Raw genomic sequence first — 15,800 nt, forward strand, 5'->3', positions numbered from 1 at the left:
GAACAAGTTTTTCACGATTTTAGTTACTTCCGGCGGATAAGATGCGGTCAACCTTCCTCTTTAAGTCGAATATCGTGATCTTTCGCTTGAGGGGCGGATGCCTTAGGAGTTACAGTAAATTTACAGGGGAAATCGTTTGCTTCGCGAACGGGCTAGCGGAGCATGGGAGAGCTACAGGAGTCATATTGACCTACGGATCTGCCGATGTGAGCGAAGGCGCGGGACCCAAGAGCACACTCGCTAGTACGGTCTATCAACAGCTTCGCGACGATCTCCTGCGCGGCGTGTTTGAAAGTGAAAGCAAGCTTCGTGTCGAATGGGTGGTTTCCCGTTACGGCGCCGGCGCCTCACCGGTTCGCGAGGCCCTCAACCGACTTGCTTCGGAAGGCCTGCTCGGCCGCCACGACCAGCGCGGTTTCTTCATCATGCCGGTCAGTGCCCCGGAACTCGAGGAATTGACGCGCACCCGCTGCTGGCTGGAAGAGCGGGCCCTGCGTGAATCCATTACCAACCGCACCGGCGAATGGGAAGAGCAGCTCGTGCTGGCCTTGCATCGCCTGGCGCGTGCCCCGCGCCGCTTGCCGGAGGACCCGTCCTCGAACAATCCGGAATGGGAAAAGCTGCACCGCGCCTTCCATCGGGCACTGATCGCAGGCTGCCGCTCGCATTGGCTGACCGGCTTTTGCGACCAGCTTTCGGATCAGGCCTCCCGTTACCGGCTGATCTCCCAGGACGGCAGCGAGCGCGACGAAATCAGTGAACATCGGCTGATTGCGGAGCGCACGGTGGATGGCGATGCCGACGGCGCCGTTGAAGCTCTCCTCAATCACTACCGTCTGACGGCAGCCATGTGCATGGAGCGCTTCAACGAAAGCGGCGATCCACGCGTGAGCGCCACCAAGGCGTTGCGCAGCCGCAGATAGAAGCGCTTCCGGTCCGCTATTTAAATCCGCCCGCTATCCAAGTCCGCTTGCCTTCATCTGATCGGCGGCAAACCCGATTTCACGTCTTTGCCGGACGGAGGCGAAATCGTTTCCTTTGTTCCAAGGCCATCCGGCTCTAAATCAAAGGGTAGAGCATTATGTCCTCCGAAAACCGCTTCACACTTTTCGGCATCATGCTCTAGGGAAGGCGCATGACCAATCACCTGTTCGACGTGTTCCGCAGCCGGATTTCAGCCTCCGAGCGCATCCTGATGGCAACCGATGACGGACGCGCAATCGCCTATGGTGACATGCTGGCGCAATCGGCACAGCTGGCACATGCGCTGAGGCATTTCGGCGTCGAGCCGGGCGACCGCGTTGCCGTGCAGGTCGAAAAAAGCCCCGAATGCATTTTCCTTTACCTCGCCTGCCTGCGCGCCGGCGCGGTCTTCCTGCCGCTCAACACCGCCTACACGCTGGCCGAACTCGGCTATTTCTTCGGGGATGCCGAGCCGCGGCTGGTCGTCTGCGACCCGGCCCGCGCCGGCGCTATCGCGCCGTTGGCGCAGGCGTCGGGTGCTGCCACCGTCACGCTTGGCAGCAATGGTGAGGGCTCGCTGACCGCACTGGCGGCACAACAGCCCACGGATTTCGACGCCGTGGCGCGCGGGCCGGACGATCTGGCCGCAATCCTTTACACATCCGGCACCACCGGACGCTCCAAGGGCGCCATGCTCAGCCATGAAAACCTGGCCTCCAATGCGCGCGTGCTGGTCGAGCAATGGCGTTTCACCGGGGATGACGTGCTGATCCACGCGTTGCCGATCTTCCATACGCACGGCTTGTTCGTCGCCACCAACGTCACCCTGATGGCCGGCGCCTCGATGCTGTTCGAGCGGAAATTCGACGCCGGCCGCATCGTCTCGCTCTTGCCCCGCGCGACAGTGCTGATGGGGGTGCCGACCTTCTATACCAGGCTCCTGCAGCAGGACGGGCTGGATGCCCAGGCGGCGAAGAACATCCGCCTGTTCGTTTCCGGCTCGGCGCCGCTGCTCGCCGAAACGCACAAGGCCTGGCGCGAGCGCACCGGCCACGCCATTCTCGAGCGCTACGGCATGACCGAGACCAACATGAACACGTCGAACCCCTATGAGGGCGAGCGTCGGGCCGGCACGGTCGGCTTCCCGCTGCCCGGCGTTTCGCTGCGCATCGCCGACCCTGACAGCGGCGATGCGCTTGGCCAGGGTGAAGTCGGCATGATCGAGGTCAAAGGTCCGAATGTCTTTTCCGGCTATTGGCGCATGCCGGAAAAAACCAAGGCGGAGTTTCGGAAGGACGGCTTCTTCATCACCGGCGACCTCGGCATCATCGACGCGGACGGCTACGTCTACATCGTCGGCCGCGGCAAGGATCTCATTATCTCCGGCGGCTACAACATCTATCCCAAGGAGATCGAGAGCGAGATCGACGCCGTTGCCGGCGTCTTGGAAAGTGCCGTCATCGGAATTGCCCATCCCGATTTCGGCGAAGGCGTCACCGCTGTCGTGGTGCGGGCGCCGGCATCGCGGATCACCGGGGCCGAGATCGTTGGCGCCATTGCCGGCCAGCTGGCCAAATACAAGCACCCGAAGCAGGTGATCTTCGTCGACGAGCTGCCGCGCAACACGATGGGCAAGGTGCAGAAGAACCTGCTGCGCGAGACCTACAAGGGTCTCTACGGCTAATCCATAGCCGGCTAATGTCTTTGCCCAAGCGCTTCGCCTGGACATCTCTGTTCGCGGTTCGGCAGTGGCGCCTTTTACCTGCGCGGCTTTTTCACCCGAGTGCTGGAACCCCACAAAGCGCGGTTCAGCAGGCTGCGTTTGCGCTTGCGCGGGATGAGGTCGACATCGCTGACGAGCTTGGCGCCGCCCTCCCGCCGCTCCAGGGTGATCTTGCGGCTGTGGAAGGCTTCGAGCTCCGCACGATGCGCCACGCTGATGATGGTGACGTCAGGCAGTTCGCGGATCACCGTCAACATCATCGTGTCCTGGCTCTTTTCGTCGAGCGCCGAAGTCGCTTCATCCAGCACCACGATATCGGGGCGATGCAGCAGCAGGCGCGCGAAGGCGAGGCGTTGCTTTTCGCCGCCCGACAGCGTCTGGTCCCATGGCGCCTCTTCCTTGATCCTGCCGGTGAGATAGCCAAGCCCCACCTTGTCGAGGGCAGCCTTGATTTGCTTGATGGTCCACTTGTCCGCCGCCGCGGGATAGGCGACCGCGCGGCGAAGCGTTCCGGAAGGGATGTAGGGGCGTTGCGGCAGCATGAACAGGCGCCTGTCGGTGTGGAAATTGACGCTGCCGCCGCCCCATGGCCACAGGCCCGCGACGGCCCGCACCAGCGTCGACTTGCCTGAACCGGATTCGCCTGAAACCAGCACCCGCTCGCCCGGCTCGATCACGACCTCGGTTTCCTTGACCACGGAGGTGCCGTCGTCGAGTGTCACGGAAAGATTGTCGAGGCTGAGGATGGCGCCGTCTTCGGCTTCGCCTCGGTTGATGCGTCCGAGCGCATCGCTCTGCTCGGCGCGCTCGAGCCCGTCTAGCGACATCATCAGCGAGGCAATGCGCCGCGCGGAGGCGTTCCAGTCGGCGAGGCGCGGATAGTTGTCGACCAGCCAGCCGAACGCGCCTTGCACGATGCCAAAGGCAGACGCCGCCTGCATCACCTCGCCAAGCGTCATCGAGCCTTCGAGGAATTTTGGCGCGCACAAAAGGATCGGCACGACCGGCGCAAACAGGCTCGATCCCTGCGACACCGCCGCCGTGCGCATGTGCTGTCCGGTCAGCAGAGCCCATTGCCTCAGCACGTGGCCGAAATTTCTGTCGATGCCGCTGCGCTCCTCGTCCTCGCCTCCCAGCAAGGCGATGCTCTCGCCGTTTTCGCGCACGCGCGTCAGCGTGTAGCGCAGTTCGGCCTCCGCCTGGTTCTTCCGCTCGGAGAGCTGGACGAAATCGCGGCCGATGACCACCATCGAGGTCGAGGTGATGGCGGCATAGATGATCGCGGTGATGACCAGAAAGCCGGGAATGGTGATGCTCTCACGGCCGATCGGCAGGGTGAGCGCGCCGCCGATGGTCCACAGCACGACGATAAAGGTCGAGGCCGACAGGAACGCGTTGAGGACGCCGGCGGTGAAATCGACCGGCGACTCGGTGGCGATGCGCAGATCCTCGGTCATGCGGGCCTCGGGGTTCTGGTGGTCGCCGCCCACGAGGTTCAGCTGGTAGTAGCGGCCGTTTGCCAGCCAGCGCGCGACGACCCCGGTGGTCAGCCAGGAACGCCAGCGGCGCTGGATCGTCATGCGCAGGTAGACCTGCGCGACGACAAGGCTGCCGCTGCAGATCACCAGCGGCACGAATACGGCGCTGAGGAGATAGACCGTGCGGGCGTTGCGCTGCTCGAGGGCATCGAACATCGAGCGGTTCCAGACGTTGATGCCATACTGGAAACCGATGTTGATGCAGATCAGCAGCAGCACTCCGATCGTCAAAGGCCAGGCGAGCTTGTCGCCATGCCTCCCCCAATAGCCGCGCCCGCTGATCCAGAAACGCCGCAGCAGATATTTCTTGCGCGCCTGCTCGGCCTGCTCCGGCGTCAGCTTGGGATCGGGTTCGACGGCATCCGGCGGCGGCGCAGCCTCGCCAACGGGCTCGGACGCGGCTTCGGCGGCCGATGCTTTTTTCTCGCGCGGCGTGCCCTCGCGCGGTCCATCTCCGCGCGTTTGCCGTGACGGCTTTTCCCGACGCGACTTCGTGGCATCGCGCGCTTCGATGCCGTCGGCCGGTTTCGATTTGGGTTTTGCCTCGGACATATGCCCCGACAACGACCTCCATATCAAAAGGTTTCATGGTATGCGCCTGCCCGACGTTTCAGGAAACGCCCGTCATTGCTGATATAAAAGCCCAACGACATGTTCTGCGATGGCGAGGCTGGCGGTAAGGCCAGGGCTCTCGATGCCGAACAGATTCACGATCTGACCGCCCCCGTGGTCAGCCGGTCCCCGGATGACGAAGTCGGCGGCCGGCTGGCCTGGACCGGACAGTTTCGGCCTGACGCCGGCATATGCCGGTTGCAGGGCGCCGTCCGCCAGGCCGGACCAGTAGCGCCTGATTTCGTCGTAGAAGGCATCGCCTCGTGCGGGATCGACGGTATAGTCGACGCGATCGATCCATTCGACATCCGGGCCAAAGCGCGCGCTCCCCGACATGTCGAGGGTCAGATGCACGCCGAGGCCGCCATGGACTGGCACCGGATAGATCAGCCGCGAAAAGGGCGAGCGACCGGAAAGCGCGAAATAATTGCCGCGCGCCAGCCACAGCGGCGGAACACGGTCTTGCGGGAGGCCTTCGATGCGGCCGGCGAGCGCCTGCGCGTCGAGGCCGGCGGCGTTGATGAAGGCGCCGGTCTTCAAGGTGAAACCCTCGCCATCGGCGTCGCGCGTGTCGATCCGGATGCCGTCGGCTTCGATGCTCGCGCCTGAGACAACGGTGAGCAAGGCGAAAGATGCGCCGGCCGCTTCCGCGTCTCCACGCAATGACAGCATCAGCGCCTGGCTGTCGACGATGCCGGTCGACGGCGACAGCAGCGCGCCGGCGCAGCTCAGCGCCGGTTCCAGGCTTTCGGCCTCTGCGCGCGTCAAAAGCTTGAGGTCACCGACTCCGCATTGCGCCGCGTTGATCTGGATCGCCTGCAGTTTGTCCAACTGGTCGGGTTCGACGGCAACGATCAGTTTGCCGGTGCGATGATGGGCGACGTCGTGCTCGCGGCAATAGGCATAGAGACGCTCGCGGCCGTTGACGCAGAGACGGGCCTTCAGGCTGCCCGGCGTATAATGAAGCCCGGCATGGATGACTTCCGAATTGCGCGAACTGGTGCCGGTGCCGATGGCTGCGGCCTTCTCGACCACCAGCACCTCGCGGCCCGACAGCGCCAGCGCGCGGGCAATGGCGAGGCCGACAACACCGGCGCCAGCGACAACGCAGTCGACATCATGCATAAGTGGACTTTAGCGCGAACTTCCCGCGCCTGCAAAAACCTTGTCGCCGCCGATCCAAACGCCCTTGACGTCGAGGTTGGCTGACAAGGCGACGACATCGGCTGCGGTGCCATTGGCGAAGCGGCCGAGCCGGTGCGCCTGACTGAGCGCTTGCGCGGGATAGAGCGAGGCCATGCGCAGCGCTTCCGACAGGTCCAGCCCGACGATCCTGTGCATGTAGCGGACGGCCGAGATCATATCGAGATCGGCGCCGGCCAGCGTGCCGTCGGCCAGCCTCAGGCTGCCATCCTTGCGATAGATGATGCGGCCGTTGAGGGTGAACGAGGTCATGTCGGTGCCGATCGTCGCCATGGCGTCGGTGACCAGCACGATCCTGCCCGGTCCCTGCTTGGCGCGCAGCGCGATTGCCATGGTGGCGGGATCGACATGGATGCCGTCGGCAATGATCCCGGCCGACAGACAGCCTATGTCAATGGCCGCACCCGCCAGCCCCGGCTCACGGTTGCCGATCTGGCTCATGGCGTTGAACAGATGTGTGACCACGCTGGCGCCGGCATCGGCAAAGGCTCTGGCCGTGGCATAGCCGGTATCGGAATGGCCGAGGCTGACGACGATGCCGGCCTTGGCCAAAGCCGCAACACGGGCGGGCTCCACGGATTCGGGCGCGATCGTCGTCAGCAGCACCGGCAGGTTTTTGCGTGCCGCGACCAGCGCCGCTTCATCCGCATCCGTCATCGGCCGGATCAGCGCCGGGTCATGCGCCCCCTTGCGGGCGACGGAGAGATGCGGTCCCTCGAGATGCAGGCCGAGAAACCCCGGCAGTTTTTGCCGTGCCGCCTCGGTGCCGGCGGCAATGGCCGCGGCGGTGATGTCAGGCGTATCTGTGATCAGCGTCGGCAGCAGTGCGGTCGTGCCGAACGGCGCATGCGCCCGGCAGATTGTTGCCAGCGAGGCGACATCGGGATGGTCGTTGAGCATGACGCCGCCGCCGCCATTGACCTGCAGGTCGACAAAACCCGGCACCAGCATGCCGCCCCCGGCGTCGATGCGGGCAACGCCCGACGGAATGGCGCCGACGGGATGAATGCCTTCGACGACATCGCCGTGCACGACAAGGGCGGCGTTGTCATGCCAGTCGTCGCCATCGAAAATTCGGGCGCCAGTCAGGGCAAAACGGTCGCTCATACGGTTTCCGTCACCTTGCGCAGATTGCGCGGTACGTCCGGATCGAGGCCGCGATGGCGGGCGAAGGCTTCGACGAAGCCGTAGAAGGAGACGATCAGCGTCAGCGGGTCGGTCAAGGGATGACCGGTGGCGACATGCGGCAGCCGCGCCGCGCTCTTGGCTTTGTCCGAGGTTACAAAAACTGCTGCACCCTTGCCGGCAAGGTTGTCGGCAGCCTCTGCCACGGACGGCTCGGAGGCATCGCGGGCGGCGAGCGCCAGCACCGGGAAGCCTGGCCCGACCAGCGCCAGCGGGCCGTGCATGACTTCGGCTGCACTGTAGGCCTCGGCATGCATGCCGCAGGTCTCTTTGAATTTCAGCGCCGCCTCGTCGGCCATCGCCGCCGACGGGCCACGGCCGAGGATGAACAGCGATTGCGGCGTCTCCAATGCGCCGGCCAGCGCCATCCAGTCGCAGGCGATCGCCTTGCTGAAATGCTCGGGCAGGCGGGCAAGGGCGGCCAGCAGTCTGTCGTCGCCGGTGCAATGCGCCATCAGCGCCAGGCCGGCCACCGCCGAATTGACGAATGTCTTGGTCGCCGCGACGCTGCGCTCGGGGCCGGCCAGAATGTCGATGGCAAAATCCGAAGCCCGCGCCAGCGGCGAATCGGCGGTGTTGGTGATGGCGACGGTGAGCGCACCGCCGGCCCGCGCCGTCTCGGCCATGGCGACGATGTCAGGGCTCTTGCCGGATTGCGAGATCGTGAGGCAAGCCGAACCGGCGAGCTTGAGCTTGGCGCCGTAGATCGAGGCGATCGACGGACCGACCGAAGCGACGGCCAGGCCGGCGGTCAGTTCGACGGCATATTTCATGAAGGTGGCGGCATGGTCGGACGAACCGCGCGCGACGGTAACGACGAAGCTCGGATCGCGCTCGCGAATGCCGCGTCCGGCCTCGGTCAGCACCGCCGCCGAGCCATCGAGCAGACGCGCGACGGCTTGCGGAATTTCGTCGATCTCGCGCCGCATATGGGTGGTCTTGGGGATCATGGTCGGCCCTCTTCGCTCGGCCCTGTCAGGCGCAATTCGGCGACGAAATCATAGGCATCGCCGCGGTAGATGGAGCGGGTGAACTCGATCACCTTGCCGCTCGCGAGATAGGAAATGCGTTCGATGTGCAGGCCGGCAATGCCGGATGGCACTTCGAGCAGACGCGCATCGGCGTCGCCGAGGTTGGCGGCCGATATGCGCTGCACCGCCCGCACCGGCCGGTTGCCGGTCAGCTCCAGCGCCGCATAGAGCGACGAGCCTATCCCGGTCGGATCCGGCAGCACGCTGGCCGACAGCGAGGCGCGTTCGATGGCCAGCGGCGTGTCGTTTGCGATGCGCAGGCGCGACACGCGCGCCACCAACTCGCTGGAGGACAGGCCGAGCACCATCATCTCGTCCGGCGAGGGCGGGTAGAGGTCGCGGTCGAGCCAGGCTGAACGCACCGCCATGCCGCGCCTTGCCATGTCCTCGGTGAATGAAGTGAGCCTGGACAGCGACTGCTCGACGCGCTCCATGCGCGGCGCCACGAAGGTGCCGCTGCCGTGGCGCTGCACGAGGATGCCGCCCTTGACTAGGTCCTGCACCGCCTTGCGCACGGTGACGCGCGAAATGTCGGCCTTGGTGGCGATGTCGCGCTCGGAAGGCAGCGCATCGCCCGGCCCGATCAGGCCGCGATTGACGGCGTCCTCGATGCTTTTCCTGAGCTGCAGGTAGAGCGGGGCGCCGCTCTGCGACGACTGCCTCAGCGTGGCGAAGATCTGGTCGGCGGCATCGCTCATCGCGTCGCCTCCGCTTTGACGAAGATGCGGGCCGCCATCTGCACGGCGCCGCCCAGCGCATCGTCGAGCGGCGCTTTCAGCAGCGCCTGGTAGCGCTGGGAAAGGCGCGGCCCATAGAGCGGCGCCAGCCCGCCGAGCAGGCAGAGCGGGGCGTCATCAGAGAGGTCGAGCGCGTGGAGCGACGCCTCGACATCGGCAACCGACTTGTCCACGATCCAGTTGGCGACGCTGTCGCCCTTCTCGGCATGCTCGAAAACCTTGGGCGCGAAGCCGCCGAAATCGCCGGGCTTGGCATTGGTGGTGAACTCGACCACGTCTTCGGGATTGTTGCGGAAAATGGCCATCATGCTGTCGGTCAGGGCTGAGCGCGGCCGGACGCCGTCATGGGCGAGCAGCGTCTGCTCCAGCAGGTCGCGGCCGATCCGGGCGCCGCTGCCTTGATCACCGACCTGAAAGCCCCAGCCGCCGATGGCGCGCGACGTGCCGCCCTTGCGCGCCATATAGGCGGTGCCGGTGCCGAGGATGGCCATGGCGCCGTCACCAGAGCCGACTGCCCCTTCGAGCGCGATCTCGGCGTCCGTCTCGACGCGGCTGATGCTGAACGGCAGGATTGATTCAAGCTGCTGGCGGTAGGTGCCGACATTGGCGCCGGCAAGGCCGAGAATGGCTGGTGTCTGCGGGATCAGGTCCGGATCTTGCCCGGCGGCGATGAAGGCCTGACGAGCAGCCTCGACGATGTGGGTGCGAGCGCCGGTGAGATCGGTGCGGATGTTGGCGGCGCCGCTTTTGGCACGGCCAATGACAACGCCATCGCCTGTCGCAAGGGCTGCCCTGCAGCTGGTGCCGCCGCCGTCGATACCGAGCACGAATTTCACGCGATGTCTCCTCCGGGCGGATAATACCAATAAAATACCAATAGCCAAGGGATTAATTTCCGTTTCAAAAAGATTAAGGCGTATCAGGTTGAAAAACCGGGGAATTTTGCCGGCTCAACGCTTTCCAGTTCGCAATTTCGTTAATGCGTGTGGACAAGTGGTATTTTGTTGGTATTGTTCTTCCATCGGAGGGACAGGGATGGCCGAACCGCGCACCGAAGCGCTTCACAGCAATGCCGAGGGACTGGACATCCAGGCCCCGGACGCCATCCTTTCTTCTTTGGTCAATGCGCAGATCGAGGCCGCCAAGGCTGTGCGCGACGCCATTCCCGCCATCGCCGCCGCAGCCGAAATCATCGCCGGGCGGCTGAACGGCGGCGGCAAGCTCGCCTATGCTGCGGCCGGCAGCTCCGGCCTGATGGCGCTGGCCGACGCGCTGGAGTTGCCCGGCACCTTCGGCATCAAGCGCGAACGCATCGCCATCCTCATCGCCGGTGGCGACGACGCTTTCAGGACCCTGGCCGGCGGACCGGAAGACGACACCGACGAAGCCTCGACGGCAATTGCCGGCGCCGGCATCGGCAAGGGCGACTGCCTGATCGCGATTTCGGCCAGCGGCTCGACGCCCTATGCGGTGCAGGCGCTGAAGGATGCGCGCAGCCGGGGCGCGGCAACCATCGCCATTGCCAACAACAAGGACACGCCCCTGCTCAGGCTGTCCGACGTCGCCATCCTGCTCGAGACGCCACCGGAGGTGATTGCCGGCTCGACGCGCATGGGCGCCGGCACTGCCCAGAAGATCGCGCTCAACATGCTGTCGACGCTTACCGCCATTCATCTCGGCCATGTCCATGACGGCTACATGGTCAATCTCACCGCCGACAACATCAAGCTGCGCGACCGCGCGGCTCGCATCGTCGCCGCTATCAGCGGCCGCGACCGGCAAGACGCCGTGCGGCTGCTCGAAGCGAGCGGCGGCGTCGTCAAGACAGCCATTCTGCTCGCCGCCGGCGCTGCCAACGCCGTTGCGGCCGAGAAGATACTGGAAGGGACCGGCCAGAAGCTGCGGCCAGCCCTTTCCGCGATCGAGGGGAACAAGGGCGCGAAGGCCCCTGTTCTCAAAACCGAACCTGAAAAAGGTCAACAGGGAGACTAGCATGACAACGAAATTACTGACGGCACTGCTTCTCGGCACCAGCATTCTCGGCACCGCCGGGTTGGCTCACGCCGATGACGTAACGCTCAATATCGAAAGCTGGCGCGGCGACGACCTTGCCATCTGGAAGGACAAGCTGATCCCGGCTTTTGAGGCCAAGAACCCGGGCATCAAAGTGGTGTTCGCACCGTCGGCGCCGACCGAGTATGACGCCGCACTCGGCGCCAAGCTCGCCGCCGGCTCGGCTGGCGACCTGATCACCTGCCGCCCGTTCGACAAGTCGCTCGAACTGTTCAAGAAGGGCAACCTTGCCGACCTGTCGGCGCTGCCCGGCATGGAAAACTTTTCGCCCGTTGCCAAGGCCGCCTGGCAGACCGACGACGGCAAGGCGAGCTTCTGCGTGCCGATGGCCTCGGTCATTCACGGCTTCATCTACAACAAGGACGCCTTCGACAAGCTCGGCCTCAAGGTGCCGACGACGCGTGACGAGTTCTTCGCCGCGCTCGACAAGATCAAGGCCGACGGCACCTACATCCCGATGGCCATGGGCACCAAGGACCTCTGGGAAGCCGCGACCATGGGCTATCAGAACATCGGTCCGAACTACTGGAAGGGCGAAGAGGGTCGCGCAGCGCTGATCAAGGGCGACCAGAAGCTGACCGACAAGGACTGGGTTGCTCCCTATGAGGAACTGGCCAAGTGGAAGCCTTATCTCGGCGACGGCTTCGAGGCCCAGACCTATCCGGACAGCCAGAACCTGTTCACGCTTGGCCGCGCCGCCATCTACCCGGCGGGATCGTGGGAGATCGGCCTGTTCAACACCCAGGCGCAGTTCAAGATGGGCGCCTTCCCGCCGCCGGTCGAGAAGGCCGGCGACACCTGCTACATCTCCGACCATACCGATATCGGCATGGGCCTGAATGCGGCGTCGAAGAATGCCGACGCGGCCAAGACCTTCCTGTCCTGGGTCGCCTCGCCGGACTTCGCCACCATCTACGCCAACGCACTGCCGGGCTTCTTCAGCCTAAATTCCACCCCGGTGAAGATGGAAGACCCGCTGGCGCAGGAATTCGTCTCCTGGCGCGACAAGTGCAAGTCGACGATCCGCTCGACCTACCAGATCCTGTCGCGCGGCACGCCGAACCTCGAGAACGAAACCTGGGTTGAATCGGCCAACGTCATCAACGGCACCGACACGCCGGAAGCTGCCGCCAAGAAGCTGCAGGACGGCCTCGACAGCTGGTACAAGCCGGGCAAGTAAGCTCAGGGACAGACAGGGCCCCAAGTGGACGGCCCTGCGTTTTTCGAAGCATCGACTGCGAACGACGGCGCCGCCCCTCATCCGCCTGCCGGCACCTTCTCCCCGTATAGTGACGGGGAGAAGGATCAGCGAAACGCAGGCGCCCCCTCTCCCCGTCCTTCACGGGGAGAGCGTGAGGGTGAGCGCTGCCGTCGAAGGCATTGCTAAACCTGATCGGCGGGGACCGCACTCATGGCCGCACAAACACGACCGAAACGACCGTTCCGCTGGCATATCGGCGTCTTCCTGGCGCCGGCGCTGCTGGTCTATACGGCGATCATGATCCTGCCGCTGGCCGGCACCTTGCAGCTGTCGCTGTTCCGCAATGTCGATCAGCATCAGGTGTTCGTCGGTTTCACTAATTTCCGTACGTTGTTCGGCGACCCCAACTGGTCGGTCGGCTTCTGGAACGCGCTGCGGAACAATACCTGGTTCTTCATCATCCACATGGTGGTGCAGAACCCGATCGGTGTCATGCTGGCGGCATTGCTGTCCAGCCCGAGGCTGAGATTCGCCGCCTTCTACCGCACCGCGATCTTCGTGCCGACCATCCTGTCCTTCGTCATCGTCGGTTTCGCCTGGAAACTGATCCTGTCGCCGTTGTGGGGCGTGGCGCCGCATCTGATGGATCTGGTCGGCCTGAAAAGCCTGTTCACGCCGTGGCTCGGCAAAGAACAATATGCCCTGACCGCGCTCAGCCTGATCTCGGTCTGGCAGTTCGTCGGCATCCCGATGATGCTGATCTATGCAGCCCTTTTGTCGATCCCCGAAGAGGTGATCGAGGCGGCCGAATGTGACGGCATCACCGGCATGTCGCAGTTCTGGAAGATCAAGCTGCCGCTGATCCTGCCGTCGATCGGCATCATCTCGATCCTGACCTTCGTCGGCAATTTCAACGCCTTCGACCTGATCTACACCGCGCAAGGGGCGCTCGCCGGCCCGAACTATTCGACCGATATTCTGGGCACTTTCCTCTACCGCGCCTTCTTCGGCTTTCAGCTGCAGACCGGGGATCCCAATATGGGCGCGGCGATCGCCACGATGATGTTCCTGATCATCCTCGGCGGCGTCTGCGTCTACCTCTTCCTCGTCCAGACGCGCCTGCGTCGCTACCAGTTTTAGAGGGGCAGACATGTTACGGCTAAACACCCCCCTCTGGCCTGCCGGCCATCTCCCCCGCAAGGGGGGAGATTGGCAGCTCTGGCCTTGCCGCTCGTCTTGCAACGTTGGCGATTGGCGAAAGCAGTCGCGGCATCTGATCTCCCCCCTTGCGGGGGAGATGTCCGGCAGGACAGAGGGGGGTGCCTTGGTGCCGACCTCAACAGTCATCGCTCGTCAGGAGACCTTCCAATGAGCACCGCCACCCGTTCGCTGCCCCGTACGGTCGGCGCCCACGCGATCCTTCTGACCTATACGGCGATCGCGCTGTTTCCGGTGATCCTGGTCATCATGAATTCGTTCAAGTCACGCGCCGGCATCTTCAGCGAACCGCTGACGCCGCCGACGCCAAAGACCTTCGACCTGATCGGCTATACTACCGTGATCGGGCAGGGCGACTTCATCCACTATTTTCAGAACAGCCTCGTCGTCACCGTCGCCTCCCTGTTCTTCGTGCTTCTGTTCGGCGCGATGGCGGCGTTCGCGCTGTCGGAATACCGCTTTCGCGGCAACACGCTGATGGGGCTTTACCTCGCGCTCGGCATCATGATCCCGATCCGGTTGGGCACCGTTGCCATCCTGCAATTGATGGTGGCGAGCGGGCTGGTCAACACGCTGACGGCGCTGATCCTGGTCTACACCGCGCAAGGCCTGCCGCTGGCGGTCTTCATCCTCTCGGAATTCATGAAGCAGGTGTCCGACGATCTGAAGAATGCCGGCCGCATCGACGGCCTGTCGGAATACACGATCTTCTTCCGGCTGGTGCTGCCGCTGGTGCGGCCGTCGATGGCGACGGTCGCCGTCTTCACCATGATCCCGATCTGGAACGATCTGTGGTTCCCGCTGATCCTGGCGCCGTCGGAAGAGACCAAGACGGTGACGCTCGGCGCGCAGTTGTTCCTCGGCCAGTTCGTCACCAACTGGAACGCCATCCTGGCCGCACTCTCGCTGGCGATCATGCCGGTGCTGACCCTCTACGTCATTTTCTCGCGGCAGCTGATCCGCGGCATCACATCCGGAGCCGTCAAGTGAGCGGAGCCCTACAAATCTCTGCTGGAGCCTTCACCCTACCCGGCGCTGCGCGCCGACCTCCCCATCAAGGGGAGGTAAAAGGTCGTGGCTTCATTCACGACCGCCAAAGGGCGACTTTCGGAGAAGCTTCTTTGGCAGTGAGGGTGTTCGCGCCAACGTCCTACCTCCCCTCGATGGGGAGGTCGGCGCGAAGCGCCGGGTGGGGTGACACCCTCTCAGAAGGAACAACTGGAACATCTGGAGTACTTAGGTGACCTCTAAATCGCCCCTTCGCGTCGTCGTCGCAGGCCTCGGCAATATGGGCCGCAGCCATGCGCTGGCCTACCACACAAATCCGGGTTTCGAGATCGCAGCACTCATCAACCGCTCCGACGTGCCATTGCCGGAAGGATTGTCGGGCTATGACATCCGTCGTTCCTTCGACGATGCATTGCGCGATGAAAAGCCCGACGTCGCCTGCATCGCCACCTATTCCGACAGCCATGCCGACTATGCGGTGAAGGCATTCGAGGCCGGCTGCCACGTCTTCGTCGAGAAGCCGCTCGCAACGACGGTGGCGGACGCCAAGCGCGTCGTCGCCGCGGCCAAGGCCAACGGCCGAAAATTGGTGATCGGCTACATCCTGCGCCACCACCCGTCCTGGGTCAGGCTGATCGCCGAGGCGCGCAAGCTCGGCGGCCCTTACGTGTTTCGCATGAACCTCAACCAGCAATCGTCAGGCCCGACCTGGCAGACGCATAAGCAACTGATGCAGACGACCTCGCCAATCGTCGATTGCGGCGTGCACTATCTCGACGTCATGCTGCAGATCACCGACGCCAAGCCGGTCGAGGTGCGCGGCATGGGGCTGCGGCTGACCGAGGAAATCGCGCCGACCATGTACAATTACGGCCATCTGCAGGTGCTGTTCGATGACGGTTCGGTCGGCTGGTACGAAGCGGCCTGGGGACCGATGATTTCGGAAACGGCGTTCTTCGTGAAGGACGTGATGTCGCCCAATGGCTGCGTGTCGATCGTCATGAAGGAAGGTGTGAAGTCGGACGACATCGACACCCACACCAAGACCTCGACCATCCGCCTGCACAGCGCTGCGACGGGTGCGGACGGCAAGTTCGCCAGGCCGGACGAGATGCTGTCGATGGACGGCGAACCCGGCCACCAGGACCTCTGCGACCTCGAACAGGCCTTCGTGCTGAAGGCGATCCGGGAAGACATCGACCTGACCCGCCACATGGACGACGCGGTGAAATCGCTCGCCGTCTGCCTTGCCGCCGATGAGAGCGTGCGCAGCGGCGCCCCAGTTAAGCTCTAGTAGGGCAAACTCTA

At 64.0% G+C, this 15,800-nt stretch carries 13 protein-coding genes; 7 read left to right on the plus strand and 6 right to left on the minus strand.

Annotated elements, in window-relative coordinates; all coding sequences use genetic code 11:
- Window positions 1-185 precede the first annotated feature (185 nt).
- Together NKI31_RS07935 and NKI31_RS07940 are read left to right on the plus strand one after the other, a co-directional pair.
- Window positions 186-923: a GntR family transcriptional regulator gene (locus NKI31_RS07935; RefSeq protein ID WP_352651393.1), complete on the plus strand. Its 738-nt coding sequence runs from the start codon at window positions 186-188 to the stop codon at window positions 921-923.
- A 212-nt stretch (window positions 924-1,135) separates the two neighbouring features.
- On the plus strand, window positions 1,136-2,647 hold the full coding sequence (locus NKI31_RS07940) for a malonate--CoA ligase (protein ID WP_352651108.1): 1,512 nt from the start codon (window positions 1,136-1,138) through the stop codon (window positions 2,645-2,647).
- 74 nt (window positions 2,648-2,721) lie between these two features.
- Here NKI31_RS07940 and NKI31_RS07945 read toward each other — a convergent pair whose 3' ends face one another.
- From NKI31_RS07945 to NKI31_RS07970, 6 genes are all read right to left on the minus strand, one after another.
- A complete protein-coding gene (locus tag NKI31_RS07945) occupies window positions 2,722-4,776 on the minus strand; it encodes an ABC transporter ATP-binding protein/permease (protein ID WP_023816378.1) in 2,055 nt (684 codons plus the stop codon).
- A gap of 72 nt (window positions 4,777-4,848) precedes the next feature.
- The gene (locus tag NKI31_RS07950) at window positions 4,849-5,961 is read right to left on the minus strand and encodes an NAD(P)/FAD-dependent oxidoreductase (RefSeq protein WP_023746600.1); all 1,113 of its coding nucleotides are present in this window, start codon (window positions 5,959-5,961) and stop codon (window positions 4,849-4,851) included.
- A 9-nt stretch (window positions 5,962-5,970) separates the two neighbouring features.
- Window positions 5,971-7,146, minus strand: coding sequence for an N-acetylglucosamine-6-phosphate deacetylase (nagA, locus tag NKI31_RS07955; protein ID WP_023746601.1), 1,176 nt, complete (start codon window positions 7,144-7,146; stop codon window positions 5,971-5,973).
- The gene (locus NKI31_RS07960; RefSeq protein WP_023746602.1) at window positions 7,143-8,174 is read right to left on the minus strand and encodes an SIS domain-containing protein; all 1,032 of its coding nucleotides are present in this window, start codon (window positions 8,172-8,174) and stop codon (window positions 7,143-7,145) included. The genes nagA and NKI31_RS07960 overlap by 4 nt, the downstream gene beginning before the upstream one ends.
- Window positions 8,171-8,953, minus strand: coding sequence for a GntR family transcriptional regulator (locus NKI31_RS07965; protein ID WP_023746603.1), 783 nt, complete (start codon window positions 8,951-8,953; stop codon window positions 8,171-8,173). Before NKI31_RS07965 ends, NKI31_RS07960 begins: the two co-directional genes overlap by 4 nt.
- Window positions 8,950-9,828: a glucosamine kinase nucleotide-binding domain-containing protein gene (locus NKI31_RS07970; protein WP_352651112.1), complete on the minus strand. Its 879-nt coding sequence runs from the start codon at window positions 9,826-9,828 to the stop codon at window positions 8,950-8,952. The genes NKI31_RS07965 and NKI31_RS07970 overlap by 4 nt, the downstream gene beginning before the upstream one ends.
- A 199-nt stretch (window positions 9,829-10,027) precedes the next feature.
- Between NKI31_RS07970 and NKI31_RS07975 the strand changes: the two genes are divergently transcribed.
- From NKI31_RS07975 to NKI31_RS07995, 5 genes are all read left to right on the plus strand, one after another.
- Window positions 10,028-10,984 (plus strand): N-acetylmuramic acid 6-phosphate etherase, encoded by a 957-nt coding sequence (locus NKI31_RS07975; protein ID WP_352651114.1) that lies wholly within the window; start codon window positions 10,028-10,030, stop codon window positions 10,982-10,984.
- Window position 10,985: 1 nt separating this feature from the next.
- On the plus strand, window positions 10,986-12,245 hold the full coding sequence (locus tag NKI31_RS07980) for an ABC transporter substrate-binding protein (protein ID WP_023668844.1): 1,260 nt from the start codon (window positions 10,986-10,988) through the stop codon (window positions 12,243-12,245).
- A gap of 231 nt (window positions 12,246-12,476) precedes the next feature.
- Complete coding sequence (locus NKI31_RS07985) at window positions 12,477-13,406, plus strand: carbohydrate ABC transporter permease (RefSeq protein WP_023696936.1); 930 nt, start codon at window positions 12,477-12,479, stop codon at window positions 13,404-13,406.
- Between the two features lie 228 nt (window positions 13,407-13,634).
- On the plus strand, window positions 13,635-14,474 hold the full coding sequence (locus NKI31_RS07990) for a carbohydrate ABC transporter permease (RefSeq protein WP_023819485.1): 840 nt from the start codon (window positions 13,635-13,637) through the stop codon (window positions 14,472-14,474).
- Between the two features lie 250 nt (window positions 14,475-14,724).
- Entirely contained in the window at window positions 14,725-15,786 is a 1,062-nt protein-coding gene (locus tag NKI31_RS07995) for a Gfo/Idh/MocA family protein (RefSeq protein WP_352651116.1), read from the plus strand.
- Window positions 15,787-15,800 lie beyond the last annotated feature (14 nt).

Source organism: Mesorhizobium sp. M0659 (genome assembly GCF_040320605.1).
Classification (GTDB): Bacteria; Pseudomonadota; Alphaproteobacteria; order Rhizobiales; family Rhizobiaceae; genus Mesorhizobium.

Excerpts from the sequence above, each read along its gene's own strand:
- NKI31_RS07945 (WP_023816378.1), bottom strand. The coding sequence starts at position 4,776 with ATGTCCGAGGCAAAACCCAAATCGAAACCGGCCGACGGCATCGAAGCG.
- NKI31_RS07960 (WP_023746602.1), bottom strand. The coding sequence starts at position 8,174 with ATGATCCCCAAGACCACCCATATGCGGCGCGAGATCGACGAAATTCCG.
- NKI31_RS07990 (WP_023819485.1), top strand. The coding sequence starts at position 13,635 with ATGAGCACCGCCACCCGTTCGCTGCCCCGTACGGTCGGCGCCCACGCG.
- NKI31_RS07950 (WP_023746600.1), bottom strand. The coding sequence starts at position 5,961 with ATGCATGATGTCGACTGCGTTGTCGCTGGCGCCGGTGTTGTCGGCCTC.
- NKI31_RS07985 (WP_023696936.1), top strand. The coding sequence starts at position 12,477 with ATGGCCGCACAAACACGACCGAAACGACCGTTCCGCTGGCATATCGGC.
- nagA (WP_023746601.1), bottom strand. The coding sequence starts at position 7,146 with ATGAGCGACCGTTTTGCCCTGACTGGCGCCCGAATTTTCGATGGCGAC.
- NKI31_RS07980 (WP_023668844.1), top strand. The coding sequence starts at position 10,986 with ATGACAACGAAATTACTGACGGCACTGCTTCTCGGCACCAGCATTCTC.
- NKI31_RS07965 (WP_023746603.1), bottom strand. The coding sequence starts at position 8,953 with ATGAGCGATGCCGCCGACCAGATCTTCGCCACGCTGAGGCAGTCGTCG.
- NKI31_RS07975 (WP_352651114.1), top strand. The coding sequence starts at position 10,028 with ATGGCCGAACCGCGCACCGAAGCGCTTCACAGCAATGCCGAGGGACTG.
- NKI31_RS07940 (WP_352651108.1), top strand. The coding sequence starts at position 1,136 with ATGACCAATCACCTGTTCGACGTGTTCCGCAGCCGGATTTCAGCCTCC.